The sequence below is a fragment of the Bradyrhizobium diazoefficiens genome (genome assembly GCF_016612535.1).
Classification (GTDB): Bacteria; Pseudomonadota; Alphaproteobacteria; order Rhizobiales; family Xanthobacteraceae; genus Bradyrhizobium; species Bradyrhizobium diazoefficiens_C.
In genome coordinates, this window is sequence record NZ_JAENXS010000001.1 from 2040975 (window position 1) to 2066516 (window position 25542).

At 64.7% G+C, this 25542-nt stretch carries 23 protein-coding genes; 15 read left to right on the forward strand and 8 right to left on the reverse strand.

Annotated features, from left to right (window positions below; all coding sequences use genetic code 11):
- Positions 1-69 precede the first annotated feature (69 nt).
- Both JJE66_RS09570 and JJE66_RS09575 read left to right on the forward strand, forming a co-directional pair.
- Positions 70-1464: an MATE family efflux transporter gene (locus JJE66_RS09570; RefSeq protein WP_200514037.1), complete on the forward strand. Its 1395-nt coding sequence runs from the start codon at positions 70-72 to the stop codon at positions 1462-1464.
- Positions 1461-1949, forward strand: coding sequence for a DUF2867 domain-containing protein (locus tag JJE66_RS09575; protein WP_200514038.1), 489 nt, complete (start codon positions 1461-1463; stop codon positions 1947-1949). The genes JJE66_RS09570 and JJE66_RS09575 overlap by 4 nt, the downstream gene beginning before the upstream one ends.
- A 36-nt stretch (positions 1950-1985) precedes the next feature.
- Here the strand turns inward: JJE66_RS09575 and JJE66_RS09580 are convergent, their stop codons facing one another.
- Together JJE66_RS09580 and JJE66_RS09585 are read right to left on the reverse strand one after the other, a co-directional pair.
- The gene (locus JJE66_RS09580) at positions 1986-2372 is read right to left on the reverse strand and encodes a VOC family protein (RefSeq protein ID WP_311979839.1); all 387 of its coding nucleotides are present in this window, start codon (positions 2370-2372) and stop codon (positions 1986-1988) included.
- Between the two features lie 125 nt (positions 2373-2497).
- Complete coding sequence (locus tag JJE66_RS09585; RefSeq protein ID WP_200514040.1) at positions 2498-3613, reverse strand: aromatic acid exporter family protein; 1116 nt, start codon at positions 3611-3613, stop codon at positions 2498-2500.
- Between the two features lie 123 nt (positions 3614-3736).
- Here JJE66_RS09585 and JJE66_RS09590 point away from each other — a divergent pair, with 123 nt between their 5' ends.
- Complete coding sequence (locus JJE66_RS09590) at positions 3737-5107, forward strand: MmgE/PrpD family protein (protein WP_200514041.1); 1371 nt, start codon at positions 3737-3739, stop codon at positions 5105-5107.
- A gap of 4 nt (positions 5108-5111) precedes the next feature.
- On the opposite strand, the gene JJE66_RS09595 is transcribed toward JJE66_RS09590, so the two are convergent.
- From JJE66_RS09595 to JJE66_RS09605, 3 genes are all read right to left on the reverse strand, one after another.
- Positions 5112-6539 (reverse strand): serine hydrolase, encoded by a 1428-nt coding sequence (locus tag JJE66_RS09595; RefSeq protein ID WP_200514042.1) that lies wholly within the window; start codon positions 6537-6539, stop codon positions 5112-5114.
- Between the two features lie 144 nt (positions 6540-6683).
- Positions 6684-7748: a helix-turn-helix domain-containing protein gene (locus JJE66_RS09600; protein WP_200514043.1), complete on the reverse strand. Its 1065-nt coding sequence runs from the start codon at positions 7746-7748 to the stop codon at positions 6684-6686.
- Between the two features lie 31 nt (positions 7749-7779).
- Complete coding sequence (locus JJE66_RS09605) at positions 7780-8355, reverse strand: GNAT family N-acetyltransferase (protein WP_200514044.1); 576 nt, start codon at positions 8353-8355, stop codon at positions 7780-7782.
- A gap of 64 nt (positions 8356-8419) precedes the next feature.
- Here JJE66_RS09605 and JJE66_RS09610 point away from each other — a divergent pair, with 64 nt between their 5' ends.
- The 3 genes from JJE66_RS09610 (at position 8420) to JJE66_RS09620 (ending at position 12867) form a co-directional block, all read left to right on the forward strand.
- Complete coding sequence (locus JJE66_RS09610; protein WP_200514045.1) at positions 8420-9337, forward strand: pirin family protein; 918 nt, start codon at positions 8420-8422, stop codon at positions 9335-9337.
- Between the two features lie 92 nt (positions 9338-9429).
- On the forward strand, positions 9430-10344 hold the full coding sequence (locus JJE66_RS09615) for a phosphoribosylaminoimidazolesuccinocarboxamide synthase (RefSeq protein ID WP_200514046.1): 915 nt from the start codon (positions 9430-9432) through the stop codon (positions 10342-10344).
- A gap of 306 nt (positions 10345-10650) precedes the next feature.
- On the forward strand, positions 10651-12867 hold the full coding sequence (locus JJE66_RS09620; RefSeq protein WP_200515315.1) for an SLC26A/SulP transporter family protein: 2217 nt from the start codon (positions 10651-10653) through the stop codon (positions 12865-12867).
- Between the two features lie 160 nt (positions 12868-13027).
- Here the strand turns inward: JJE66_RS09620 and JJE66_RS09625 are convergent, their stop codons facing one another.
- Positions 13028-14521 carry an NAD-dependent succinate-semialdehyde dehydrogenase gene (locus JJE66_RS09625; protein WP_200514047.1) on the reverse strand — a complete coding sequence of 498 codons (1494 nt, stop codon included), beginning with the start codon at positions 14519-14521 and terminating at the stop codon, positions 13028-13030.
- A gap of 111 nt (positions 14522-14632) precedes the next feature.
- Positions 14633-14953 (reverse strand): hypothetical protein, encoded by a 321-nt coding sequence (locus JJE66_RS09630; RefSeq protein WP_200514048.1) that lies wholly within the window; start codon positions 14951-14953, stop codon positions 14633-14635.
- Positions 14954-15320: 367 nt separating this feature from the next.
- On the opposite strand from JJE66_RS09630, the gene JJE66_RS09635 reads away from it, so the two are divergent.
- Both JJE66_RS09635 and JJE66_RS09640 read left to right on the forward strand, forming a co-directional pair.
- Entirely contained in the window at positions 15321-16514 is a 1194-nt protein-coding gene (locus JJE66_RS09635) for a serine hydrolase (protein WP_200514049.1), read from the forward strand.
- A 115-nt stretch (positions 16515-16629) separates the two neighbouring features.
- On the forward strand, positions 16630-18324 hold the full coding sequence (locus JJE66_RS09640; protein WP_283818443.1) for an AMP-binding protein: 1695 nt from the start codon (positions 16630-16632) through the stop codon (positions 18322-18324).
- A gap of 102 nt (positions 18325-18426) precedes the next feature.
- Here JJE66_RS09640 and JJE66_RS09645 read toward each other — a convergent pair whose 3' ends face one another.
- On the reverse strand, positions 18427-19428 hold the full coding sequence (locus tag JJE66_RS09645) for an adenosine kinase (RefSeq protein ID WP_200514051.1): 1002 nt from the start codon (positions 19426-19428) through the stop codon (positions 18427-18429).
- A 125-nt stretch (positions 19429-19553) separates the two neighbouring features.
- Here JJE66_RS09645 and murJ point away from each other — a divergent pair, with 125 nt between their 5' ends.
- The 7 genes from murJ (at position 19554) to JJE66_RS09680 (ending at position 25499) form a co-directional block, all read left to right on the forward strand.
- Entirely contained in the window at positions 19554-21086 is a 1533-nt protein-coding gene (murJ, locus tag JJE66_RS09650) for a murein biosynthesis integral membrane protein MurJ (RefSeq protein ID WP_200514052.1), read from the forward strand.
- A gap of 103 nt (positions 21087-21189) precedes the next feature.
- On the forward strand, positions 21190-22242 hold the full coding sequence (gene trpS / locus JJE66_RS09655; protein ID WP_200514053.1) for a tryptophan--tRNA ligase: 1053 nt from the start codon (positions 21190-21192) through the stop codon (positions 22240-22242).
- Between the two features lie 148 nt (positions 22243-22390).
- On the forward strand, positions 22391-22960 hold the full coding sequence (locus JJE66_RS09660; protein WP_200514054.1) for a NifU family protein: 570 nt from the start codon (positions 22391-22393) through the stop codon (positions 22958-22960).
- Between the two features lie 170 nt (positions 22961-23130).
- Positions 23131-23823 (forward strand): tRNA (adenosine(37)-N6)-threonylcarbamoyltransferase complex dimerization subunit type 1 TsaB, encoded by a 693-nt coding sequence (gene tsaB, locus JJE66_RS09665; protein WP_200514055.1) that lies wholly within the window; start codon positions 23131-23133, stop codon positions 23821-23823.
- Positions 23820-24305 carry a ribosomal protein S18-alanine N-acetyltransferase gene (gene rimI / locus JJE66_RS09670; RefSeq protein WP_200514056.1) on the forward strand — a complete coding sequence of 162 codons (486 nt, stop codon included), beginning with the start codon at positions 23820-23822 and terminating at the stop codon, positions 24303-24305. Before tsaB ends, rimI begins: the two co-directional genes overlap by 4 nt.
- 58 nt (positions 24306-24363) lie before the next feature.
- Complete coding sequence (locus JJE66_RS09675) at positions 24364-24819, forward strand: Fur family transcriptional regulator (protein ID WP_200514057.1); 456 nt, start codon at positions 24364-24366, stop codon at positions 24817-24819.
- Complete coding sequence (locus JJE66_RS09680; protein ID WP_200514058.1) at positions 24819-25499, forward strand: HAD family hydrolase; 681 nt, start codon at positions 24819-24821, stop codon at positions 25497-25499. The genes JJE66_RS09675 and JJE66_RS09680 overlap by 1 nt, the downstream gene beginning before the upstream one ends.
- The last annotated feature ends 43 nt before the right edge of the window (positions 25500-25542 follow it).

Genomic DNA, 25542 nt, shown 5'->3' on the forward strand with positions numbered 1-25542 from the left:
CCCGTAAGAACAGGAGAGGGAGAACAGCCGGGCCATGTTTTCGACGTGTGGCCGTGCTATTGACCAGCCATGCTCGACAGCGTCGAACCTCATTCGCCACCGCAACACGGCGTGCACGCCAACCATCTCGCGCAAGAGTTCGTCGAGACGTTGCGGCTGGCCGTGCCGATGATGCTGACGCAGCTCGGGCAGATGGCGATGATGACGACCGATCTCGCCCTGATCGGCCGGCTCGGCGAGGATGCGGTCGCGGCTGCGGCACTTGCGCACACCGTTTACTTCGTCAGCTTCACCTTCGGGCTCGGGCTGGTCGTCGCGGTATCGCCGCTGGCCGCGCAGGCGTTCGGCGCCGGCGATGTCGGGCGGATGCGACGGACCTTGCACGTCGGCCTGTGGGTCGCGCTCGTGATTTCGCTGCCGATGATGGCCTCGCCGCTCTATGGCGAGCATATTTTGCTGACGCTCGGGCAGGCGCCGCATTCGGCGCAGCTGGCTCAGCACTATCTGAACGGGCTTGCCTGGGGCATTGCGCCGGCGCTCGGCTTCGTCGCGCTGCGCGGCCTGATGAGCGCGATGAACCGGCCGCAATCGCCGCTGTGGATCACGCTTGCCGCGATCCCCGCCAACGCCGCTTTGGTCTATGCGCTGATCCACGGCCTGTTCGGCCTGCCCGAGCTTGGACTGCTCGGCGCGGGGCTTGCGACCACGCTGGTCAATCTCGGCACCTTCGTCGCCGCGCTCGCAATCGTCGCATGGCGAAAGCCGTTTGCCGGCTATCGCCCGCTCGCTTATCTCTGGCGGATCGACTGGCCGCTGCTGCGTGAGCTCGTCGGGCTCGGCGCACCGATCTCGTTTGCGATGCTGATGGAATACGGCCTGTTCTCCTCGGCCGCGCTGTTGATGGGGCTGATCTCGACCACCGCGCTGGCCGCGCACCAGATCGCGCTCCAGGTGACGGCCGTCCTGTTCATGGTCCCGCTCGGCATCGGCATGGCCGCGACGGTGCGGGTCGGCCACGCTTTTGGCCGCAACGAGCCGGCCGGCATCCGGCGCGCGGGCCTCGTCGCAGCGGTGCTCGGGGTCGCGTTCGTCTCGGGCCTGACCATCGCCATCATTCTCGGCCGCTATGAGCTGGGCCGGCTGTTCTTCGGCAGCACCGAGGCCAACGCATCCACCGTCGAGCTGACCGCAACACTTCTCCTGGTCGGCGCGACCTTCTTCATCGCCGATGCGCTGCAGACCATCATGGGCGGCGCGCTGCGCGGCATCAATGACACAAGGATGACGCTGGTGTTCGCCGCCATCGGCTATTGGTGCGTCGGCTTTCCGATCGCCTGGGCGCTGGCCTTCCACGCCCATCTCGGCGCGGTCGGCGTCTGGATCGGGCTGTCGATCGGATCGTTCGTCTATGCCGGACTCTTGATCTTGCGCTTCCGCATGCTGACGCGCAGACTGGCGGGATGACAGGACCCGTTCGCGAAGTCACCCCCGATGTCGATGCCGGCACCGTGCTATCAGGTGCCCAGTTCATCGACGCGTTTCGTGTGAAGGTCGGCACGACGCAATTGAGTGCCCGCGAGGCCTGCACCCGAATGATGCTGCACGGGCCGCGCTGGATCGATGCGCTGACGCGCTTGCGCAACATCCTGGTGAAACCCTTCGGGCTGAAGACATCGGGCGAAGGTGCTCCGGCTCCGCACGGGATGATCGGCCTGTTTCCAGTGCTGAGCGAAACACCGGAACGGCTGATCGCCGGTTTTGACGACTACCATCTCGATTTCCGCGTCGTGGTCGACGTCGCCGGCGACGCGGCGAACCGGCGGGTGACATTGACGACGTTGGTGCGGACCAACAATCTGCTCGGGCGCGCCTATCTCACGCTGATCGTACCGTTCCACAAGCTCGTGGCCCGCAGCATGATGGGAGACATCGCGGAGCCGGCGCGATGACGAGCATGAATTCCTGACTGGCGACGCGACCGCCCGTCAAGTCCGCACCGGCTGCCCGATCCCCAGCAAGTTGCCTTCGCTATCGCGGAACCAGACGCCTCGCTCACCAATTCCTTTGCTGGGATAATTCCCGGTAATGTCCGCAATTCCGTCGACGGTCTTCAAGCCGGGCAGATCGTACTCCTCGAACTTGACTCCCCGGGCGCGAAGCTCGCGCACGGTTGCCTCGATGTCCTCGACCTCCCAACCCATCTGCGTGTGCGTCCCGGATTGCATTCCGGCTGAGAGGAATAGCGCAAACTCGCCGCCGGCGCAGACATAGCGGAGTCCGCCCGCACGCTCTTCAACCGGCTCGAGCCCGAGTTTCTCGGAGTAAAACGCTCGCGCGCGGTTCAGGTCTTTGGCCGGAAGCCGGGTTGCCACCTTCGCGTTCCCTAGCATGATCTCACCTTTGTTGAAGTCGTTTCACTCCCTTGCGGGCGCTGGACGTTGCCGAACGTGTGCGACGTGCTGTCGGACGCCGGCTCATCCGAGTACACGCCCCTGCGTTACTCCGCCACGCGCGCAGACTTGTCGGCTGTGGCCTCCGACCATTCGCCGACGACGCGATCGAGATCGCAGAGATTCTGGTGCATCTGCTCCAGCGAAAAGCCGAGCGCGAAGAAGCGTTCCGCGGTGTCGCTCGCGTGGCCGCGGATCAGCCCATCCTGACGCACGGCCGCGACCGCCTCGGCGTAATGCTGGAGCGCGACGTGCACCGGATGGATCGGTGGCGCGCCGGCGCCCTCACGGATGGCTTCGGCCGCCGATTTCAGGAAGCGGACGATCGCCGCGCTGACTTCGGCCAGCGGCGCGGCAAGCCTGACCTGCACTTCGACCGGCAGCGGCACCACGGTGGCGCGGCCGATCATCACGACGTCGTGGCGCAGCCGCAGAATCGTGCGCAGCAGCGGCCCGGTGTCGGGGCCACCCGACAGCCGTGCCGAACGCTCGCGCTCAGCCTCGGCGCCGATCGCATTCATCCCGACCATGGCAGTGCCGATGCCGTCCTGAATCCGATGCAGCGCGTCGTTGTCGCGACCGCGCGTGAGGCCCGCGAGCAGCTCCGTAAAAGCCTCGGCAATCAGCTCGAGCAGCTTCGCCGCGCTGGCGCGGATCTGCCGCACCGCGCGCGAGGGCAGCACCAGGAAAGAGACCAGCAGTCCGGTGATGGCGCCGACCGAAACCTCGCTGACGCGGTCGATCGCCGAGGCCATGGGATCGGCATGATGCATGGTCGGAAGCACGAGCACGATCACGGCCGTCACCGTTGCAGAGCTCAGGTTCGGATAGATTGCCGCGACAAAGGCAAGCGGCGCGACGGCCAGCACCAGCAAGCCCAGAAGGCCCAGTTCGCCGGAATAGGGGATCAGGATTGCGATAGCGCCACCATACACCGCGCCGCCTATCGTGCCGAGCATGTAGTCGCGCGTCGCCTTCAGCGAGCGTCCGACGCTCATCTGGGTCACGATGATGGAGGTGAGGACGGCCCAGAGCGGCAGCAACAAATGCAGAGCGGTGGCAAGTGCATAAGCCGCGGTGGCCGCCACCGTGACCCGAACCGCAAGCCCCAATTGCGTTTTTCGCGACCAGACCCGGTCGAACAGCTGTCTTGCGAGTGCCATCGTCAAAAGTCCCGGTCCAATTCGCGCCAACCGATCAAAAGCATAGCTGATGCCCACCGCCCCAAGGCTGCTTGAAAGGGAAAATCAGCCCGCCTAACTTGCCGGCCAAAACGAGGAAACACGATGGCTCACGAAACCGCAACGCTGGCCGCCTACGTCGCCAACCTGAAATTCGCCGATATTCCAGCGGAGGTGCTGGATCGCGCCAAGGTGCTGACCTTGGATTTCCTCGGCAGCGCCATCCGCGCCCGCAGCGAAGCGGAATCCACCCCCTCGATCCTGAAGATGCTGGAAGCGCTGGCGCTCGACACCAAGGGCTGCTCCACCGTGTTCGGCGATGCCAAGACCTGGACGCCGGCGGTGGCGGCGCTGCTCAACGGCGCGTTCGGCCATTCCCTCGATTTCGACGATACGCATGCGGATTCCTCGCTGCATCCGAGCGCGCCGGTGGTTCCGGCTGCCTTCGCTGTCGGCGAGATGGTCGGCGCCTCCGGCCGCGACGTGCTGACGGCGATCGTCGCCGGCTATGAGGTCTGCTGCCGGCTCGGCAATGCGCTCGACCCGACCTCGCATTATGCGCGCGGCTTCCACCCGACCGCGACCGCCGGCACCTATGGTGCCGCGGCGGCGGCCGCCAAACTGTTCGGTCTGTCCGAAACACAGATCATCGCCGCCTTCGGCGTCGCCGGCAGCCAGGCGGCGGGCTCGCTGCAATTTTTGATGAACGGCGCCTGGAACAAGCGCTACCAGGTCGGTGCCGCCGCCATGAACGGCGTGATCGCCGCGACGCTCGCGCGCAACGATTTCGTCGGCGCAACAGAATCGGTCGAAGGCAAGCATGGGCTGCTCGCCGGCTACACCGACGATGCGCATCCCGATAAGGCCGTCGCCGGGCTCGGCAAGACCTATGAGACCATGAAGATCGGCGTGAAGCCGTATCCGAGCTGCCGCTACACCCACGCCGCGATCGACGCGCTGATCGCGATGCGGCGCGAGCACAATCTGACGCCCGACCAGGTCAAGCGCGTCGAGATCGGTCTGCATCGCAACGGCATTACGCTGACCGGCGATGCCGCCACCAAGCGGCATCCCACCTCGATCGTTGGCGGCCAGTTCTCGATGTTCTTCACCGGCGCGCTCGCGCTCGACCAGGGCTCATTCGGCTGGGACGATTACAACCGTCTCGGCGATGCCGCGATCGACGCGCTCGCCGACAAGTTCGACGTGGTCCAGGACGACCAGCTGGAGGTCGGCCGCACCCATCCGTTCGGCGCGCGCGTCAGCATCACCACCGACGATGGCGTGCACGAGCGGCTCTACGCCGATCCCTCCGGCGAACCGGCCTCGTTCCCGGATGCGCAGGCGATGCAGCAGAAATTCCTGACGCTGGCGCGGCCCGTGCTGAATGCACGGGCCGACAAGTTCGCAGATGCGATCATGACGCTGGAGCGGTTCGATCGCGTGGCGAAGGCGACGGAGCTGGGTCGGCAGTAGCCGCCTAATTTACCCCCGCCAGCTTCCCTTTCTCGCGCGTTGTCGCAACGACATCGCGTACGAGGTCGAATACGCCATCCGCTTGCGGCGGCGCGTTTGGCGAGCGGCCGAGGCGCACGATCACGAGGCGTTCCGACGGAATCACGATCGCGTACTGCCCGATCGTGCCCTTGGCGAAGAAGGCGTCGCGCGGCCAGCCGTGCTCCACGCGAAACTTCGCGCCAAAACTGTCGCCCTGATTGGTCCAGAAGCCGGCACCGATGCCGACCCACGCATTCGGCGTCGCGGTCGCGGAATAATTGACCCAGCCTTCGGGCAGGATGCGCTTGCCACCGGCGACACCATCATCGAGATAGAGCTGGCCGAAGCGCGCCCAGTCGCGCGCGGATGCGAGCATGTTGCTGGCGCCCTCGATCGTGCCGGCGCCGTCGAGCTGGAGCGTGACGTGGCGCATGCCGAGCGGCGCGAACAATTCGCGGCGCGCGAAGGCGAGCGCATCGGCCGGCTTGCCGCCGGCGGCGTTGCGGATCAGATGCGCGAGGATGATCGTGTTGCCGTCGTGATAATTCCAGACCGTGCCCGGCGCGGTCGCGAGCGGCACGGTTTCGGCATAGGTGGCCATGTCGTCCTCGGCAAACTTCATGGCATTGACCGGCTCGAGCGCGGAGCCGAGCGAGGCCTGCAACGAGCTTCCAAGCGCAATGCCTGCGGTGTGACGCAGCAACTGATCGATGGTGATGGCATGATGCGGATCATCAGGATTTTGCCAGGCGGCAACCGGCGCCGGCCCATCAAGCTTGAGCTTGCCCTGGCGCACGAGAATGCCTGTCAGCGCCGACATTACCGACTTCGTCATGGAGAAGCCGAGCAGCTGCGTCTCCGGCCCGATGCCATCGGCATAGCGCTCGGCGATGATGCGGCCGGCCTTCATGACGACGATCGCGCGGGTGCGGCGATAGGGCGGCTGCGCGGGCTCGGTGAAGGCACGGTCGAGCGCGGCGGATAGTCCCTCGCTTTGCGGCGGCACGAGTTCCGGACCGGCGATCTCGGGCAGCAAGGCGACCTGCTTGTCGTCAGGCGGCAACGCGACGTCGGCGATCCCCCGGCCGTGCTCGAGGGTACAGCCGAGCCCCTCGCGATAGACGGCATGGCTGCGGCCGATGCCGAACAGCGTCACCGTGACATCCTTGTGGACGCGATCGACCTGAAAATCCATCGCCCAGGTCAGCAGACCCACGCCCGGCATCGCATCGGTGGTCTCGGCAAGGTTCCGCTTGGGATCGAGGCCGGAGACGAACGTCTCGGCGCAGATCGTGTCGGCGATGAATCCGGTCGCAACCTTCGGCACATCGCGGGCTCGCGCGACGCCGAGCGCGAGACCGGCGCAGGCGATGGTGGTGGTGAGGAGGAGGATCTTGCGGCGGCGGGTCACGGGCTTTCTCCGGCTTCGAGGCGTGTGCCGAGAGGAAGCCGGACGCGGGCGATGCGCGCTCGCCGGATTTGGAAATCGCCTCGTCGAAACCGATCGGGGCTCGCCGATTCCAAAATTATCTTGTGATTTCAACAGCCTAAAAATCTAGGCCGCATCGGCCTTGAGCCGTCGATACTCCGTCGGCGTCACGCCGGTGGTGGCCTTGAAGGCACGGTTGAACGGGCCGAGCGACTGGAAGCCGGCATCCATCGCGATGGTGATGACGGGAACCTCGGCCTGCGACGGATCGGCCAAGGCCGCTTTGGCTTCCTCGATCCGGTGGTTGTTGAGAAAGACATTGAAGTTGCGGTAGCCGAGCCGCTGGTTGATCAGCCGCCGCAGCCGGTATTCCGGAATTCCGAGCTTTGTGGCGAGCGTGCCGATGCTGATGTTGTCGTGGCGATAGATGCGCTCGTCAGCCATCAGCCGCATCAGCGCATCGACCAGTTTCTGATCCGCGCCGGAATCCCGGGCAATTGCGGCCGGGGCGGCAAGGTTTGCTGCGGCTTCGACGGGCGCCGGAAACAAATCCGCGGCATTCACCTGCATCATCGCATAGCAGATCGCGGCGACGAGACCGGCGAGAATGACCGCATTCGCGACATTGGCGATCCCAGCGTCATCCCTGCCCCATATCGAGATCTGCAGCACCACATTGACGCCGCCATAGAGCAAGGCTGCACAGACGATGAAAACCCGCAAGTTACGCCGGCGCTCGACCAGATCGGCCGACCAGGAGGTCATGGTCTGGACTATCGCCAGCACGATAAAGCAAAGCGCCAGCAGATTGACCGCGATAATAGCCGGACGGCCGTGGACCGCCGGCGCGATCCACAGGCAACTGACAAAGCTGTAGGCCAAGACCGCCGCCCAGATCAGCGCGTGCCACCAGCGCGGCACGAATGAATCGTCGAGCAACGCGCGCGTAAACAGCCACAGCACCACGGCATCGCCGGTCGACAGCGCGATCAGCGGCGCATGCCATATCGAGACCGGCGCGGTCGAGCCGATCTCCGAGGTGGCGGCGTGCGCGATCGTCCCCAGCGCCAGCGCAATGGTGAGGCGTCCCGCCACGCTATGGCGGAAGTCGCGCAACAGCGAGGCCGCCAGCATCAGCAGCAAAGCTACGGTCGCGGAACGAAAGGCGAGATCGATCGAAGCAAGCGACATGGATATCTTCTAATTCAGATCGCATTCCCGTTCAATTTTGCGATTGCATCCACACGGCGCGTTCGGTCACCCACTCATCCCCGACATGGCCGAACAGGTCGATCTCGCCATCCTTTCGGGCGCCGAGCCGCCGCGCCACGCCTTGCGAGGCAACGTTCTCGCGGTCGATACAGTGGATGATCCGGTCGATCTCGAACGCCGCGAACGACCAGTCGATCGCCGCCCGTGCCGCCTCCACGGCATAGCCCTTGCCGCGAAATTCGGGTGCGATCCCCCAGCCGACCTCGAAACCGGGCCAGCCTGGCGGACACCACGGGCCGACGCGCCCGACATAGTTGCCGCTCGACTTTTCCTCCACCACGAACATGCCGAAGCCGTGGAGCGCCCAGTGCCCGGTCATCACGGCCGCGTTGCGCCAGCCGGCGATCTCGGTGGTGACCGGCCTGCCGTCCACTGTAATGAAACGCGCCGTGCCGGGGTGGCCCAACATCGCGCTATTCGGCGCGATGTCGCTTGCGTGCCACGGGCGCAGGATCAGGCGTTCCGTCTCGATCCTGGGGCCGGACACCTCAAGCAGCCTGGCACCAGGCTTGAGTGGCGGAATCATCGGTCTCCTCCCGTTCCCATGATTGTTCTGCTACGATCATACCAGCAAGAAATAGGAGTCCACCATGAGCTGGCAACCCTCCAACGATCCCGTGCTCGGCGATCCCATGTCCTGCGATGCGCTCGATCTCGTCATTGTGCCGCGGACCCGCGATCTCGGCGATGGCTTCGCGGTGCGGCGCGCGCTGCCGCATGGCAAGCGGCAGATGGTCGGACCCTTCATCTTCTTCGATCATTTCGGACCGGTGCAGTTTGTCTCCGGTAAGGGCATGGACGTGCGGCCGCATCCGCATATCGGTCTCGCCACCGTCACCTATCTCTTCGACGGGTCCATCATGCATCGCGATAGCGAGGGCAACGTGCAGGAGATCGCGCCCGGCGCGATGAATTTGATGACCGCGGGCCGCGGCATCGCGCATTCCGAGCGCACGCCGGATGCGCAGCGCGCCTCCGGCCAGCAGATGCTCGGCCTGCAAAGCTGGATCGCGCTGCCGGCTGGCTCCGAAGAGATCGAGCCGTCGTTCCAGCACTACGGCGCGGGTGACCTGCCGATGATTTCAGAGCGCGATTTTACTGCGCGGGTGATCGCAGGCTCGGCCTTCGGCATCACCTCGCCTGTGACGATGGTGTCGCCCTGGTTCTACACCGAGGTCACGGCGGTGGCGGGCGCCAGCGTGCCGCTCGACCCCGACCACGAGGAACGCGCGATCTACGTCGTCGATGGCGAGGTCGAGATCGCGGGCGAGCACTATGAGGGGCCGCGGCTGCTGATCTTCCGCCCCGGCGACCGCATCACCGTGAAGGCGCTCAGACCCACGCGCATGATGTTTCTCGGCGGCGATGCGCTGGAGGGCCCGCGCCACATCTGGTGGAATTTCGTCTCCTCCAGCAAGGAGCGGATCGAACAGGCCAAGCAGGACTGGAAAACCGGCCGCTTTGCCGCGGTTCCGCAGGAACATGAGTTCATTCCGCTGCCGGAATAGGCTAATCCGACTTCCGGCCGTGCTGTCCGGCGCGGCCGGATTTCCTGCCTGAAAGCCAATTCTGCGAAAGCCAAGTCTGCGAAAGCTTTGCGATGACCCCCATGCTCTCCAGCGACCTGCCGCTGCCCAAGATCGGACGTGGCAAGGTGCGCGATATCTACGCCGTCGACGACGACCGCCTGCTGCTGCTGACCACCGACCGCATCAGCGCCTTCGATGTCGTGATGGGCGAGACCATCCCGATGAAGGGCGCGGTGCTGACCCAGATCAGCGCGTTCTGGTTTGGCGAGCTCGAAGGCGTCGTGCCGCATCACATGATCAGCGCCGATACCGACGAGATCATCGCGGCCGTGCCCGTGCTGAAGCCGCATCGTGCCGAGATCCTCGGCCGCGCCATGCTGTGCCGCCACACCACCGTATTTCCGATCGAATGCGTGATCCGCGGCTACCTCTCCGGTTCGGCCTGGAAGGAATATGCGGCAAGCGGCACGCTCGCCGGCGAGCGGCTGAAGGCCGGCCTCGTCGAGAGCGAGAAGCTGGAGCCTTCGATCTTCAGCCCGGCGACCAAGGCCGAGACCGGCCATGACGAGAACATCACGATCGCGAAGATGCGGGACGTGGTCGGTGACGAGACAGCCTATACGCTCGAGAGCATGACCCGCGCGATCTATACACTCGGCGAGGAGCTGGCGCGCGAGCAGGGCATCATCATCGCCGACACCAAGTTCGAGTTCGGCCGCGACAAGGACGGCCGCATCATCCTGATCGACGAGGTGATGACGCCGGATTCGTCGCGCTTCTGGGCCGTCGATGCCTACAGGCCCGGCCAGCCGCAGGCGAGCTTCGACAAGCAGCCCTTGCGCGATTATCTCGACGTCGAGCGCCGCGCCGGCCGCTGGAACGGCGACGCCCCGCCGCCGCCACTGCCCGCCAGCGTCGTGGATGCGACCAGCAAGCGGTATCTGGAAGCGTATCGACGGGTGACAGGGAAAGAGCTGAAGATTTAGCTCTTTACCGTCGTCCCGGCGAAGGCCGGGACCCATACCGCGAGGTCTATCGATCGCGAGCGGTGTTAATCCCGAACCACCAATCTTCACCAAATTACTCCCTGTGGTTATGGGTCCCGGCCTTCGCCGGGACGACAGCGAGTGTGCGGTACGGATTTCGGCTTTTCCGTCAACCATATGATTGACCGTTCACACGCGGCGCGCCGCGGAACTGTCAGATACTTCATACTTGCAAGAATCCTGTTGCGCTAGGCTCGCAGTCGTCTACCTCTCCGGACAGGAATTTTCATGAGCGAGTGTCACGGCGTGACAGATCCTGCAATTGGCTTCGATCCGGTCACCACGGTCAATCCATCCGTCAAACGTGCGCTGAATGATATGCTGGGGGGAGGAGCGGCGAGCATCCTCACCGTGACGTTCGGGCTGTCCTATGCGCTGCTGATCTTCGCCGGCCCGCTCTCGCCCTACCTGTCCTACGGCATCGCCGCGACCTTCATCAGCTCGGCGGTGCTCGCCGCCGTGATCGGGCTCGGCAGCTCCCTGCCTTTTGCCATCGCCGCCCCCGACAGCTCGACCGCCGCCGTGACCGGAATTCTGGCGGCCTCGCTGGTCGAGCATATCGAAGCGGCCAATCAGTCGGCTCCCCTGCTCGCGCCGGTCCTGATCACGCTCGGCCTGTCGACCGTGCTCACCGGGGTCGTGCTGTGCGGGCTGGGCCTGACGCGGATGGGCCGCGCCATCCGCTACGTGCCCTATCCCGTGGTCGGCGGCTTCCTCGGCGCCACCGGGCTCCTGATCGTCATGGGCGCGATCCGGGTGATCACCGATTATCCGGTGCAATTCGCAACACTGCTGCGCTTCACCAACGGCATGACGCTGTCGGAACTCGGCGCCGCCTGCGCGATGGCGCTGGTGCTGTATCTGACCTGGCACCGTTCGCGCAGTCCATTCGGATTGCCGATCATCCTGGTCGGCGGCATGCTGACGGCACATCTGGCGTTCTGGATCGCCGGCATTTCGCCAGAGGAAGCACGCGCCATGGGCTGGACCTTCCAGCCTCCGCCGCCAGCAGCCTTCATGCTGCCCTGGCACACCGACGATCTCGTCCGCTATCCCTGGTCCGCCGTCCCGGACCTGCTCGGCAACGTCGTCGCCGTCATCTTCGTCACGGCCTCCAGCACGCTGTTCAGCACCACGGGGATCGAGGTCGCCATGCATCGCGAGGCCAATCTGGAGCGCGAACTGAACGTCACCGGCGCCGCGAACATCCTCACCGGCATGCTGGCCGGCTATGCCGGCTGCATTTCAGTCAGCCGCTCGGTCCTCAATTTCAGCACTGGCGGCCGCGGACGCCTGTCCGGCTTTACGGTCGCGGCCGTCTCGCTGCTGATGCTCGCGCTCGCGCCCGAGCTGCTTGGCTTCATGCCGAAATTCGTGCTCGGCGGCCTGCTGCTCTATCTCGGCGCCGACCAGCTGCACAAATGGATCATCGAATCGCGCAAGCGGCTTTCGAAACTCGAATATCTGTCGCTGCTCGCCATTATCGCGATCATCGTCGTCTGGGGTTTCGTGCCGGGCATCCTGATCGGCGTGATCATCGGCTGCGCGACGTTCGCGTTCAGCGCGGCGCGGGTCGAATCGATCAAGTACAGTTTTGACGGCTCCGAATATCGCTCCTCGCTCGACCGCTCGCGCGACGACCAGGAGGTGCTGCTGGCCCATGGCGGCAAGATCCAGGGCCTCAATCTCCAGAGCTATCTGTTCTTCGGCTCCGCCAACCGGCTCTACCAGCACGTCAAGCAACTGCTCCAGGAACGCCCGGAGTGCCGCTATTTGCTGTTCGATTTCAAGCTCGTCACCGGCGTCGATTCCTCGGCCGCCTACAGCTTTGCGCAGATCAAGCGCAGCGCAGCCGATCTCGGCGTCGAGCTGATTCTGGTGCACCTGTCGGCTGGGGCCGAAAAGGTGCTGCGCTCCAGTGACTTCATCGGCGAAGGCGTCACCATTGTTCCCGAACTCGATCGGGCGCTGGAATGGTGCGAGAACGAGCTGATCTCGCAGCATCAGGGACTGGCACAGGAACAGGCCAGCCTGCGCGACTGGTTCACGGGAATTCTCGACAGCGAGGACGACGCCGACGAGCTGATCCGCCGCTGCCAGCGCCTCGAGGTCGAGGCCGGCGACATCATCGTGCAGGCCGGCGATCCCGCCGATTCCATGCACTTCATCCTCGACGGCCGCGTCGGCATCATGATTCCCGCCGAAGACGACCGCACCACGCGCGTGCGCAGCCTGGGGCGCTACACCACGATCGGCGAGATGGGCCTGGTGTCACAGACCCCGCGCAGCGCGACGATCCAGGCCGAGGTCGACAGCGTGCTCTACGTGTTGAACACGCTGCAGTTCGATGAAATCAAGGAAGAGACCCCCGCGCTCAGCCACAAGCTCCTGACCTATTTCGTGTCAGTCATGGCTGAACGGCTGACGTTTGCGAACCGGACGATCTCGGTGCTGCGGCGCTGAGAGCGCTCGTAGCCTGGATGGAGCGAAGCGAAATCCGGGAACGCATTCAGAAGGTCGTCATGCCCGGGCTTGTCCCGGGCATCCACGTTCTCTGTGCAGCGGAGCTACGACGTGGATGGCCGGGTCAAGCCCAGCCATGACGGCGTGGAGACAACTCGGCCTACACCCCAGCCATCATCACGTATTTGATTTCGACATATTCTTCCATGCCGTGACGCGAGCCTTCGCGGCCGAGACCACTTTCCTTGACGCCGCCGAAGGGCGCGACTTCCGTCGTGATCAGGCCGGTGTTGACGCCGACCATGCCGGATTCCAGCGCTTCGGCGACGCGCCAGACGCGGCCGAGGTCGCGGGAGTAGAAGTAGGAGGCCAGGCCAAACGGCGAGGCGTTGCACATCGCAATCACATCGGCTTCGTCCTTGAAGCGGATCACCGCGGCGAGCGGGCCGAACGTTTCCTCTTGCGACACCAGCGAGTCCGGCTTGACGTCGGAGAGGACCGTCGGCTCGAAGAAGGAGCGACCGAGCTCGCTGCGCTTGCCGCCGGTGACGATTTTGGCACCGCGCTTGACGGCATCCGCAATGTGGCGCTCGACCTTGTCGATCGCTTTCATGTTGATCAGCGGGCCCTGTGTGATGCCGCTCTCGGTGCCGTCGCCGATCTTCATCGCCGCGACCTTCGCCGACAGCTTCTTGACGAACTCGTCGTAGATCTTGTCCTGGGCGTAGATGCGGTTGGCGCAGACGCAGGTCTGGCCCATGTTGCGATATTTCGAGACGATCGCGCCTTCGACCGCGGCATCGATATCGGCATCGTCGAACACCACGAACGGCGCGTTGCCGCCGAGCTCGAGGCCGAGCCGCTTCACGCCGACCGAGGCCTGCTGGTAGAGAATCTTGCCGACGGCGGTCGAGCCGGTGAAGCCGACGAAGCGCACCGCCGGATGCTCGCACAGCACCTTGCCGATCGGCGGCGCGTCACCCGTGATGATGTTGAGCACGCCCTTGGGGATGCCGGCCTTCTCGGCGAGCACGGCCAGCGCGAGGGCCGAGAGCGGCGTCTCGTTGGCCGGCTTCAGCACCACGGTGCAGCCCGCGGCCAGCGCCGGGGACACCTTGCGCGTGATCATCGAGTTCGGGAAATTCCACGGCGTGATGGCGCCGCAGACCCCGATCGGCTGCTTGATCGCGAGTAGCCGCGCATCGGGCCGCTGCGTCGGGATCGTCTCGCCATAGACGCGGCGAGCCTCTTCCGCGAAGAATTCGATATAGGCGGCGCCGATGTCGACCTCGCCGAGCGCTTCCGACAGCGGCTTGCCCTGCTCGGAGGTCAGGATCAGCGCGAGGTCCTCGCGGTTGGCGGTGATCAGCTCGAACCATTTGCGCAAAATGTTCGAGCGCTGCTTGGCGGTGTGCTTGGCCCAGGCCGGAAAGGCGCGCTGGGCGGCTTCGACCGCCTTGGTGGTATCATCCGCCCCAAGCTGCGGGACCTTTGCAATCTCGATACCGGTCGCGGGATTGTTCACGGCAAAAACGGGCGTGCCGACCCAGGTGCCGTCGATGTAGCAGGCCTCCTTCAGAAGCGAAGGGTCCTTCAACCGGTCACGCAGGGTTGAGGTGGCGTGCTGGGCGCGAGCGGCGGCGGTCGGGGTCATGGCGTTACTCCCTGGGGGCTTTCAGGTTCGCCCGGAATATAGGGGCAACCGGCGTGCAATGCACCGCCCCGCAACGCACATCTGCTGGGAGCAAAACTCGGAGCGGGAAGGTTACGCCGCGCCGCTCATATAGGTCTCACGCCGGCCGATCATGCGCTCGGCGGCCGCCTTGGCGTCGGCCTTGGATGAGGTCGCGCAGGTGCGATATTCGAGATCGGGGGCGTCGGAGGTGTCGCGGCGACCGAACCAGGATTTTGAGCCGACCGGCAGAAGCGCCAAGGCCTGCGCCAGATTGTCGACAGCGCCGAAGGAATAGAGCGCGCCGGTACCGGCGATCCGGACCTCGTAGATACCCGGCGAAATCGGCGCCTCCAGATTTTCGCCCCGTCCGGCACGGGGATAGCGCTTCCATTCGCTCCAGGTCGAAATCATCTCAGGTCCCCTTGCGGGCCGATCGGGACCGCAAAATTTGCATCAAGTCTTAGCGTCAAAGTCTTGACGTCAAAGTCTTGGCGTCAGCCGCCGATTGGGCCGAGAGCTGAACGCCGCAACGCACGAAATGTTTCAAGTGCTTCAAACACTCGAAACATATCGCCGGAGCCCATCTACGGTCACCGCGAAGTGCGGCCATCCACCGCAGATTGCGCTGAAGTGTCGCAATTCAGTCGTCCTGCGTGGCGCGCAGACCGTCAAGTCACGACATCGCGACCGACGCAAGCACGTGGCCACGCTTGCGGCACGCGACCCGCGGGAGGACAATCGGTCGCTTCCAACAATAATCAAACCGGAGGAAACGCGTATGCAAAGCAAAGCCCAGATCGACGAGACTCTGCGCAAGACAAGCGGCGCCAGGGAGATTCCAGGAATCGTTGCGATCGCCGCCAGCGGTAACGACGTGCTGTATCAGGGCGCGTTCGGCAAGCGCGATCTCTCCAAGCCCGATCCGATGACTGGTGACAGCATATTCTGGATCGCCTCGATGACGAAGGCGGTGACGGGTGCCGGCGCGATGCAACTGGTCGAGCAAGGCAAGCTGTCGCTGGATGCGCCGATCGGATCGCTGCTGCCCGATCTCGCCAACCCGCAGGTGCTGGACGGCTTCGATGCCAAGGGCGAGCCGAAGTTGCGGCCGGCGAAGAGCGCGATCACGTTGCGCCAGCTCATGACCCACACCGCCGGCTTCGCCTACAACATGTGGAACGGCGATCTCGCGGTCTATCTCGAAAAGACCGGCACGCCTGCCATTACCACCTGCCAGAATGCGGCGCTGAAGACGCCTGTTATGACCGATCCCGGCACGCGCTGGGAATACGGCACCAATATCGATTTCGTCGGCAAGGCCGTGGAAGCCGTCAGCGGCAAGCGGCTCGATGCTTATCTGCGCGACAATCTTTTTGGTCCGCTCGGCATGTCCGACACCGGCTTCAAGATTACCGACAACATGCGCAAGCGCCTGGTCGGCATGCATGCCCGCAGCGAGGATGGCCAGCTCGCCGCGATTCCGTTCGAGCTCGAGCAGGATCCGGAATTCCACATGGGTGGTGGTGGCCTCTATTCGACCGCGGGCGACTACATCAAGTTTACCCAGATGATCTTGAACAAGGGCCGCGGCAACGGCAACCAGGTGCTGAAGGCTGAGACGATCGCCGTGATGAGCCAGAACCAGATGGGCGATCTAAACATGACCAAGCTGGCGACGGCTGCGCCGATGTATACCAACGACGTCGATCTCTATCCGGATCAGGTGAAGAAGTGGGGCCTCAGCTTCATGATCAACACCGCCAAGACCGCGGAAGGCCGCAGCGCGGGCAGCCTCGCCTGGGCGGGCCTCGCCAACACCTATTATTGGATCGACCCGGCGCGCGACGTCACCGGCGTGATCCTGATGCAGCTGTTGCCGTTCGCGGATGCGAAATGCCTGCAGGCGTTCGCGGGCTTCGAGCGTGGCGTCTATGCCGGGCTCGACGCGAGCAGCGGGAAGAAGGCGGCCTAGCTATTAGTATGATGCACGCCTTGTCGCGCCTGCTCGCAGCTGGATGTATTCTCGCGCCCCGAAGGCCAGCGCCTCGGGGCGCGTATGCATGTTGACCGAGCCGAAGGAGACGATCTTGGCGAACAAAGCCGACAGCTACGTTTGCGGCATCTCGGACACGCCGCTGCTCGGCGACACGATCGGCCGCAGCCTCGACCACGCGGTGCGGCGCTGGGGCCAGCGCGAGGCGCTGGTCTCGCCCAGCCACGACGTGCGATGGACATGGAGCGAATTCGCCGAGCGGGTCGATGCGCTCGCCGCGGGATTTCTCGCGCTCGGTCTCGAACGCGGTGAGCGGATCGGCATCTGGTCGCTGAACCGGCCGGAATGGACACTGACTCAGTTCGCCGCCGCCAAGGCCGGCCTGATCCTGGTGACGATCAATCCTGCCTATCGGCTCAGCGAATTGGAATTCGCGCTGAAGAAAGTCGGCTGCGCCGCGATCGTCACCGCGACCGCGTTCAAGACAAGCCAATACGTGGAGATGCTCAACACGCTGCTGCCCGAACTCGCGAGCGCCAGGCCCGGACAGTTGCAGGCGGCGCGACTGCCGGCCTTACGGATGGTGATCCAGATCGGCGGCCCTTCGGCACCGGGCACGATCGCCTTCGAGGAGGTCGCGCGCATGGGCGGAGCCGAGCATCGCGAGCAACTCGCTGCGCTCGGCGCGGCGCTTCAGTTCGACGATCCCGTCAACATCCAGTTCACCAGCGGCACTACGGGCTCGCCCAAAGGCGTGACGCTGACCCACCACAACATCCTCAACAATGGCTATTTTACCGGCCGCGCGATGCGCCTGACCGAGCGGGATCGCATCTGCATCCCCGTGCCGCTCTACCATTGCTTCGGCATGGTGATGGGCAACCTCGCATCCGTCACGCTCGGCACGACCATGGTCTATCCCGGCGAGGGTTTTGATCCACTCGCGACGCTACGCGCGATCGAGCAGGAGAAATGCACCGCACTGTACGGGGTGCCGACCATGTTCATCGCGGAGCTCGACCATCCCGAATTCAAGACGTTCAATCTGAAATCATTGCGCACCGGCATCATGGCGGGAGCGCCCTGCCCGATCGAGGTGATGAAGCGCGTCAACACCGAGATGAACATGCGCGAGGTCACCATCGCCTACGGCATGACCGAGACCAGCCCGGTCAGCTTCCAGAGCGCGACGGACGACCCACTCGAACGGCGCGTCTCCACCGTCGGGCGGATTCATCCGCACGTCGAAGTGAAAGTCGTCGATCTCGAAGGCAGGATCGTCAAGCGCGGCGAACGCGGCGAGCTCTGCACTCGCGGCTATAGCGTCATGCTGGGCTATTGGGAGGAAAAGGAAAAGACCGGCGACGTGCTCGACGCCAACGGCTGGATGCATACAGGCGATCTCGCCACCATCGACGACGAAGGCTATTGCAACATCGTCGGCCGCATCAAGGATCTGGTGATCCGCGGCGGCGAGAACCTCTATCCGCGCGAGATCGAGGAATTTTTGTACCGCCACCCCAAGATCCAGGACGTGCAGATCTTTGGCGTCGCGGACAGCCGCTATGGCGAGGAGCTCTGCGCCTGGGTCCGCGTCAGGTCCGGCGAGACGCTGACGGCCGAGGAGGTGCGCGCCTTCTGCGAGGGTCAGATCGCCCACAACAAGATCCCGCGCTACGTCGAGTTCGTCGACGAATTTCCGATGACCGTGACCGGCAAGATCCAGAAATTCGTGATGCGCGAGGCAGTCGAGCAGCGGCTGGGGCTGAAGGCGGCGAAGACGGCGTGAGCCCACACCGTCATTGCGAGCGCAGCGAAGCAATCCAGAATCCTTCTGCGGAGGCAGACTGGATTGCTTCGCGTCGCTCGCAATGACGAGGAGAGAGCGGAGTTAAACCGTCAACCCGCGCTGCTGGGCTAGCTCCTTCAGCGACACCTGCGGACGCGCGCCGATGTGCTGGATCACTTCGGCCGCCGCAAGTGCACCGAGCTCGCCGCACTGCTTGTGCGACAGATCGCGCGAGAGGCCGTACAGGAATCCGGCCGCGAAGAGATCGCCGGCGCCGGTGGTGTCCACCAGTTGGGCGATCGGCGAGGCCGGAGCAGCGACGGCGTCCGTCGGCGTCACCACCACGCAGCCCTTCTCGCTGCGGGTGACCACGCCGAGCTTGACGTCGCTGCGCAACTGCTTGAGCGCGGTGTCGAAGTCGGAGGTCTCGTACAGCGAGCGCAGCTCCGACTCGTTGGCGAACACGATGTCGGCAACGCCGTTGCGCATCAGCCCCAGAAATTCGTCGCGATAGCGGCCGACGCAGAAGGAGTCCGACAGCGTCAGCGCCACTTTGCGGCCGGCCTCGTGGGCGATCTTGGAGGCCTTGAGGAAGGCTTCCTTGGCGCCGGGCGGATCCCAGAGATAGCCTTCGAGATAGACGATCTTGGCGGCCGCGATCTCGGCCGGGTCGATGTCGGCGGGCGACAAATCCTGCGCGGCGCCGAGATAGGTGTTCATGGTGCGCTCGCCATCGCCCGTGACCAGGATGTAGGAGCAGCCGGTGGCCGGGCCGTCCTTGGCGGCGGGCGTGTTGAAGGCGACGCCGGCCGAGCGGATGTCGTGGACATAGAGCTTGCCGATCTGGTCGTCCTTGACCTTGCCGACATAGGCGGCGCGCGCGCCCAGGCTGCCGATGCCGACGATGGTGTTGGCGGCCGAGCCGCCCGAGACTTCGATCGCCGGCCCCATGTCGTTGTAAATGGCGGCGGCCCGCGCCTCGTCGATCAGGGACATGCTGCCCTTGGTCATGCCGTGCTTGGCGAGAAAAGCCTCGTCGGTCCGGACCAGCACGTCGAACAGTGCATTGCCGATGCCGAGAACGTCATATTTCACGTCAGCCATTCACCTTGATCCTGTTTGCCGGATTGCGAACCCCGAGGAAATCCGCTTCCTGTCGGCCTGAAATCTGGCTCGCGGCCTATCACGACCGGGCCGCTACGGGCAAGCAACGGTATTATGTACGTCCGATGATCCGCTCCTTCCTGACCGTCTCCACGGGAACACTGGCTTCGCGGCTGCTGGGCTTTGCCCGCGATTCCCTGATCGCGGCGCTGCTCGGCACCGGCGCCGTGGCGGATGCCTTTCTGGCCGCCTTCCAGCTCGTCAATGTGGTGCGCCGGCTGCTCAGCGAAGGGGCACTGAATGCGGCACTGATCCCGGCCTGGCTCCGCGTCCGTGATCGCGATGGCGCGGAGGCCGCCTCCGCCTTTGCGGGACGCGTGCTCGGCACGGTCAGCGCGGCCCTGATCGTGATCTCGATTGGCATTGCTATCGCAATGCCGGTGATCATCATGATCATCGCGCCGGGCTTCGTCAGTACCGGCACGCTCGATCTCGCGGTCCAGAACGCGCGGCTGATGCTGCCCTATCTCGCCTTTGCCGGCCCGGTCACGGTGCTGATGGGATTGCTGAATGCGCAGGGGCGATTTGCGCTGACGGCGTTCTCGCCGCTGCTGTTCAACATCGCGCTGATCGCGACAATCGCCGCGCTCCTGCCGTGGCACGGCGATGCGTCCGTCGCCGCGTGGATGCTGGCGGCGACCGTCGGCATCGCCGGCCTCCTGCAACTCGTGATGCTGCTGTCGCAGCGAAGCGGACGCCTTGCGACACCCTTGCGCGTAAGCTTCGACAAGGAGATGCGCGGCTTCTTCGCCAAGGCGGTCCCCGGCATGATCGCGAGCTCTGGACCGCAATGGCTGATGGTGGCCGGCGCGATCATCGCCTCGGCGACGCCGTCCGCTGTGTCCTGGCTCTATTTCGCCAACCGCCTGATCGAGCTGCCGCTCGGCATCGTCGGCGTCGCCATGGGCACGGTGCTGGTGCCGGAATTGACGCGCGCGGTGGGAAGCAGCGACCGTGAGGCAGTCGCGCATGCGCAATCGCGCGCGCTGGAACTCGCGACCGGGCTGGCACTGCCCGCCACGCTGGGCCTTGCCGTACTGGCCGAGCCGATCGTGCGGCTGCTGTTCGAGCACGGCGCGTTCGGCGCGGAGGACAGCGCGGCCACTGCGCATGCGTTGACGTGGCTGGCGCTCGGCCTGCCGGCGCATGTGCTGATCAAGGCGCTGTCGCCGGCGTTCTTTGCCCGCAGCGACACGATGACCCCGCTGCTCGCAACCGCCAAAGGCTTTGTGGTCGCAATCGCGCTCGCCGTCCTGCTCGGCCATTTCTTCGGGGCGAGCGGGATCGCCGCCAGCATCGCCGCCGGCGCCTGGAGCAGCGCAGTCTCTTTGCTCCGCAAGGGCACCAGCGAATTCGGCTTCTCGGTCGATGCCGCCGCCCGCAAGCGGCTGCCGCGGATCCTGCTCGCAGCAGCCGCCATGGGCGCCCTGCTCTGGCTGACGGCGGGGCTGATGCCGGCCGAAACCCATGGCCTCATCCGTTTCGTTGTGCTGGGCCTGCAGATCGGGGCAGGCATCGCCGTCTATGGCCTGCTCCTGCAATTTCTCGGCGTCGTCGCGTTGCGCGAGGCGGTTCGCGCTCTGGAGCGGCCCACCTAGCCGGTCCCCGCGTGCAAGCCAATCGAATTGCCCTTGACGGGACGCCGCCGCTGTTGGAAACGACGGCCAATATCTTTGGGAAGGCTTGCCAGGACAGGTTGCCATGCCATTCGTTGAACGGGTTTTTTCGGGCGTCCAGCCGACGGGCAATCTGCACCTCGGCAATTACCTCGGCGCCATCGTCAACTTCGTGAAGATGCAGGAAACCCACAACTGCATCTATTGCGTCGTCGACATGCACGCGATCACGCAGGGCGTGGAGGTCTGGGGCGGCCCGGCCGAGCTCGCACGCAACACCCGCGAGGTGACCGCAGCGTTCATCGCCAGCGGCATCGATCCGAAGACGCACATCGTCTTCAACCAGAGCCAGGTCTCGGGCCATGCCGAGCTCGCCTGGATTTTCAATTGCGTCGCGCGCATGGGCTGGCTCGGCCGCATGACCCAATTCAAGGAGAAGGCCGGCAAGGACCGCGAGAACGCCTCGGTCGGGCTGTTCGACTATCCCGTGCTGATGGCCGCCGACATCCTGCTCTATCGCGCCACTCACGTTCCGGTCGGCGAGGACCAGAAGCAGCATCTCGAGCTCTCGCGCGACATCGCGCAGAAGTTCAACAATGATTTCGGCGACTCGATCCGCAGCCGCGGCGCCCATGACGGCCTGTTCTTCCCACTGCCGGAACCCTTGATCACGGGACCTGCGACGCGCGTGATGAGCTTGCGTGACGGCACCAAGAAGATGTCGAAGTCGGATGCGTCGGACAATTCGCGCATCAATTTGACCGACGACGCCGACACCATCGCGCAGAAGATCCGCAAGGCGAAGACCGATCCGGAGCCGCTGCCGACCGAAGAGAAAGGCCTGGAGGCGCGCCCCGAAGCCGACAATCTCGTCGGCATTTTCGCCGCCCTCTCCGGCCGCCCCAAGGCCAGCGTGCTCAGCGAATTCGGCGGTGGCCAGTTCTCCAGCTTCAAGAACGCGCTGGCGGAGCTGTGCGTCACCAAGCTCGCGCCGATCGCCGGTGAGATGAAGCGCTTGGTCGCAGACCCCGGTCATATCGACACCATCCTGAACGGCGGCGCCGACCGGGCTCGCGCCATCGCCGAAGAGACCATGAACCTCTCGAAGGACATCGTCGGCTTCATCCGCCGGCGCTGATCCTCTCTGGAAGAGCGTAAGGAACGCCTTAACCCGCTGAAATCTCTAGGCGAACCCGGCCTCACCCCTTGACCGTGCGTTTGCTGTCGCCATCTGCTACTGGATAGAGCACGCGCCGGCCTTGAACCGGCGACGTCCGGAGAAAACCATGTTCATTCAGACCGAAGCCACCCCCAATCCCGCCACCCTGAAATTCATTCCCGGCCGCGTCGTGGTCGACGGCAACCCGATGGAATTTTCGAGCCGCGAGACCGCTGCGCGTTCGCCGCTCGCCGAAAAACTGTTCGACGTGCCCGGTGTCACCGGCGTGTTCTATGGGTCGGATTTCATCACCGTCACCAAGGCGAACGGTGAATGGCAGCAACTCAAGCCCGCGATCCTGGGTGCCATCATGGAGCACTACATGTCGGGCGCGCCGCTGCTCGCCGACGGTGCGGCGGGGAGCGATGCCGATCGCGACGACGAAGACGAGTTCTTCGACGAGCAGGACGCCGAGACGGTCGACATGATCAAGGATCTGATCGAGACGCGCGTGCGGCCGGCAGTCGCCAATGACGGCGGCGACATCACCTTCCGCGGCTTCAAGGACGGGATCGTCTATCTCAACATGAAGGGCGCCTGCTCCGGCTGCCCGTCATCGACCGCGACGCTCCAGCACGGCATCCAGAACTTGCTGAAGCACTTCGTACCCGACGTGGTCGAAGTCCGGCCGATGTAGATTGCACGATCGGCGCATCGATCGAACGGCGTCATGCCCGGGCTTGTCCCGGGCATCTACGTTCTTGGAGCCGGATTTTGAATTGGCTAAAGTCGTGGATGGCCGGGTCAAGCCCGGCCATGACGGCCAGAACTTGAAGAATCTTCCGATTGCCAATGATATGATTGCCCATGCTGATCCTTGCCCTCGATACCGCGCTGGAGGCGTGCGCGGCCGCCGTCCTCGACACCGACGCCGGCGAGCTCCTTGCCCAGGAGCAGCTGCTCATGAAGCGCGGCCATGCCGAGGCCCTGATGCCGATGATCGCGCGCGTCATGCAATCGGCCGATCTCGCCTTCACCGCACTCGACCGCATCGCGGTCACGGTTGGCCCCGGCAGCTTCACCGGCTTGCGCGTCGGCATTTCGGCGGCCCGGGGTCTTGCGCTCGCGGCCAAGCGGCCGGCCGTCGGACTGACGACCTTGTCGGCCTATGCGTCCGCCATTGTCGGCCAGAGTGGATCGGCGCCGGTGATATCGGCGATCGATGCGCGGCATGATCACGTCTATTTCCAGATCGTCGGCGGCGACGGCGGCCAATTGGTGCGGCCGAAGATCGCCGGTATCGAGGAGGCGATCGCGGCCTCGCAATTCGGTGCACCGCATCTGGTCGGCAATGCCGCCGAAATTCTTGCCGAGCGCTGGCCGAAGGACGCGCCACAACCGGTCTCGGTCGACGCGCAGCCCGCGCCCGACATCGGCTGGGTCGCATGGCTGGGAGCCGCCGCCGATCCCGCCACCAATCCCGCGCGTCCGTTCTATCTGAAGGCGCCCGATGCAAAGCCGGCCGTACAGAAGCCGCTCGCACAAGCCGGAAGCTCATGATGAGATGGTTTTCGGAATGGTGGCGCGGCGGCACGGCCGCCGTCGAGCCCGCCACTGCGCGCGACGCGGCACGGCTGGCGCAGTTGCACGGCGCGTCGTTCGCGCACGGCTGGGGCGAAGGCGAATTCGAAACCATGCTCAGCGAGCGTAACACGCTGGTCCACCGTTTGCGCGTGGGGCGCAAGACGATCGGCTTTGCGGTGTCGCGCATCGGCGCGGACGAAGCGGAAATTCTCTCGGTCGCGGTCGACCGATCCCATCGCGGCCGCGGTCTCTCCCGCACGCTGCTGATGACCCATCTCGGTCACCTCGCAGGGCGGGGTGTGCGCACGATATTTCTGGAAGTCGAGGAGAACAACCAGCCGGCGCGGCGGCTCTATGCGAGAGGCGGATTCGTGGTGGTCGGGCGCCGCGAACGCTACTATAAGCAGGCCAACGGGGAACAGCTGAACGCACTTTTGATGCGGCGCGACTTGGCGTAACATTGATGGCAGAAAGCGCCCCGTTAGACAGACACAAGCCCCGTCAGGCAGACACAAGATGACTGGACTTAAACCCTCCTCCGCATCCAAGGCGTCCGGCATCGAGGCGCGCTGTGCCGCCACCGGCATGCGCATGACCGAGCAGCGCCGCGTCATTGCCCGCGTGCTTGCAGAAGCAGTGGATCACCCCGACGTCGAGGAATTGTACCGGCGCTGCGTCGCCGTCGACGACAAGATCTCGATCTCGACCGTCTATCGCACCGTCAAACTGTTCGAGGATGCCGGCATCATCGAACGCCACGATTTCCGCGAGGGCCGCGCCCGCTACGAGACGATGCGCGACAGCCATCACGACCATCTCATCAACCTGCGCGACGGCAAGGTGATCGAGTTCACCTCGGAAGAGATCGAGAAGCTGCAGGCGGAGATCGCCCGCAAGCTCGGCTACAAGCTGGTCGATCACCGGCTCGAGCTCTATTGCGTCCCGCTCGACGACGACAAGCCGTCGTCTTAGTGCCCATCGACCTGATTATTTTCGACTGTGACGGCGTGCTCGTGGACAGCGAGGTCATCTCCTGTCGCGCGCATGCGGACGTGTTGACGAAGCACGGCTATCCGATCACATCGGAGCAGGTCCTGGTCCGCTTCCTCGGTGTATCCGAGAAAGACGCGCGGCGAATGGTCGAACAGGAAATCGGCCGCAGCCTCCCCGACGATCTTGAGAGCCAGGTGAATGCGGCCACGCTGAAATTTTACGCCGGTGACCTGCAACCGATCACCCACGTGGCCGCAGCAATCGGTGCAATCGATTTGCCAAAATGCGTTGCATCGAGCGGCACACCCGACAAGATCCTCCACGGGCTGACCTGCGCCGGGCTGTATGACTTGCTCGCTCCGCACATCTTTTCAGCGAGCCAGGTCGCACGCGGCAAGCCCGCGCCCGATCTGTTCCTGTTTGCCGCCGAGCAGATGAAGGCCGCGCCGGAACGATGCGTCGTGATCGAGGACAGCGTCCCCGGGGTCACCGGCGCACGTGCCGCCGGGATGACCGTGCTCGGCTTCCACGGCGGCAGCCACTGCCCGCCGGGTCACGCGGAAAGGCTACGCGCTGCCGGCGCCGGATTGACCTTCGACGATATGCGGCAATTGCCCGAGCTGGTCCGGCAGGTCGCGGCGGAGTCCCTGAAAGGCTGATATCGGCCATTTAGCGTCATTTTGGGCGTACGCGGGACAATTG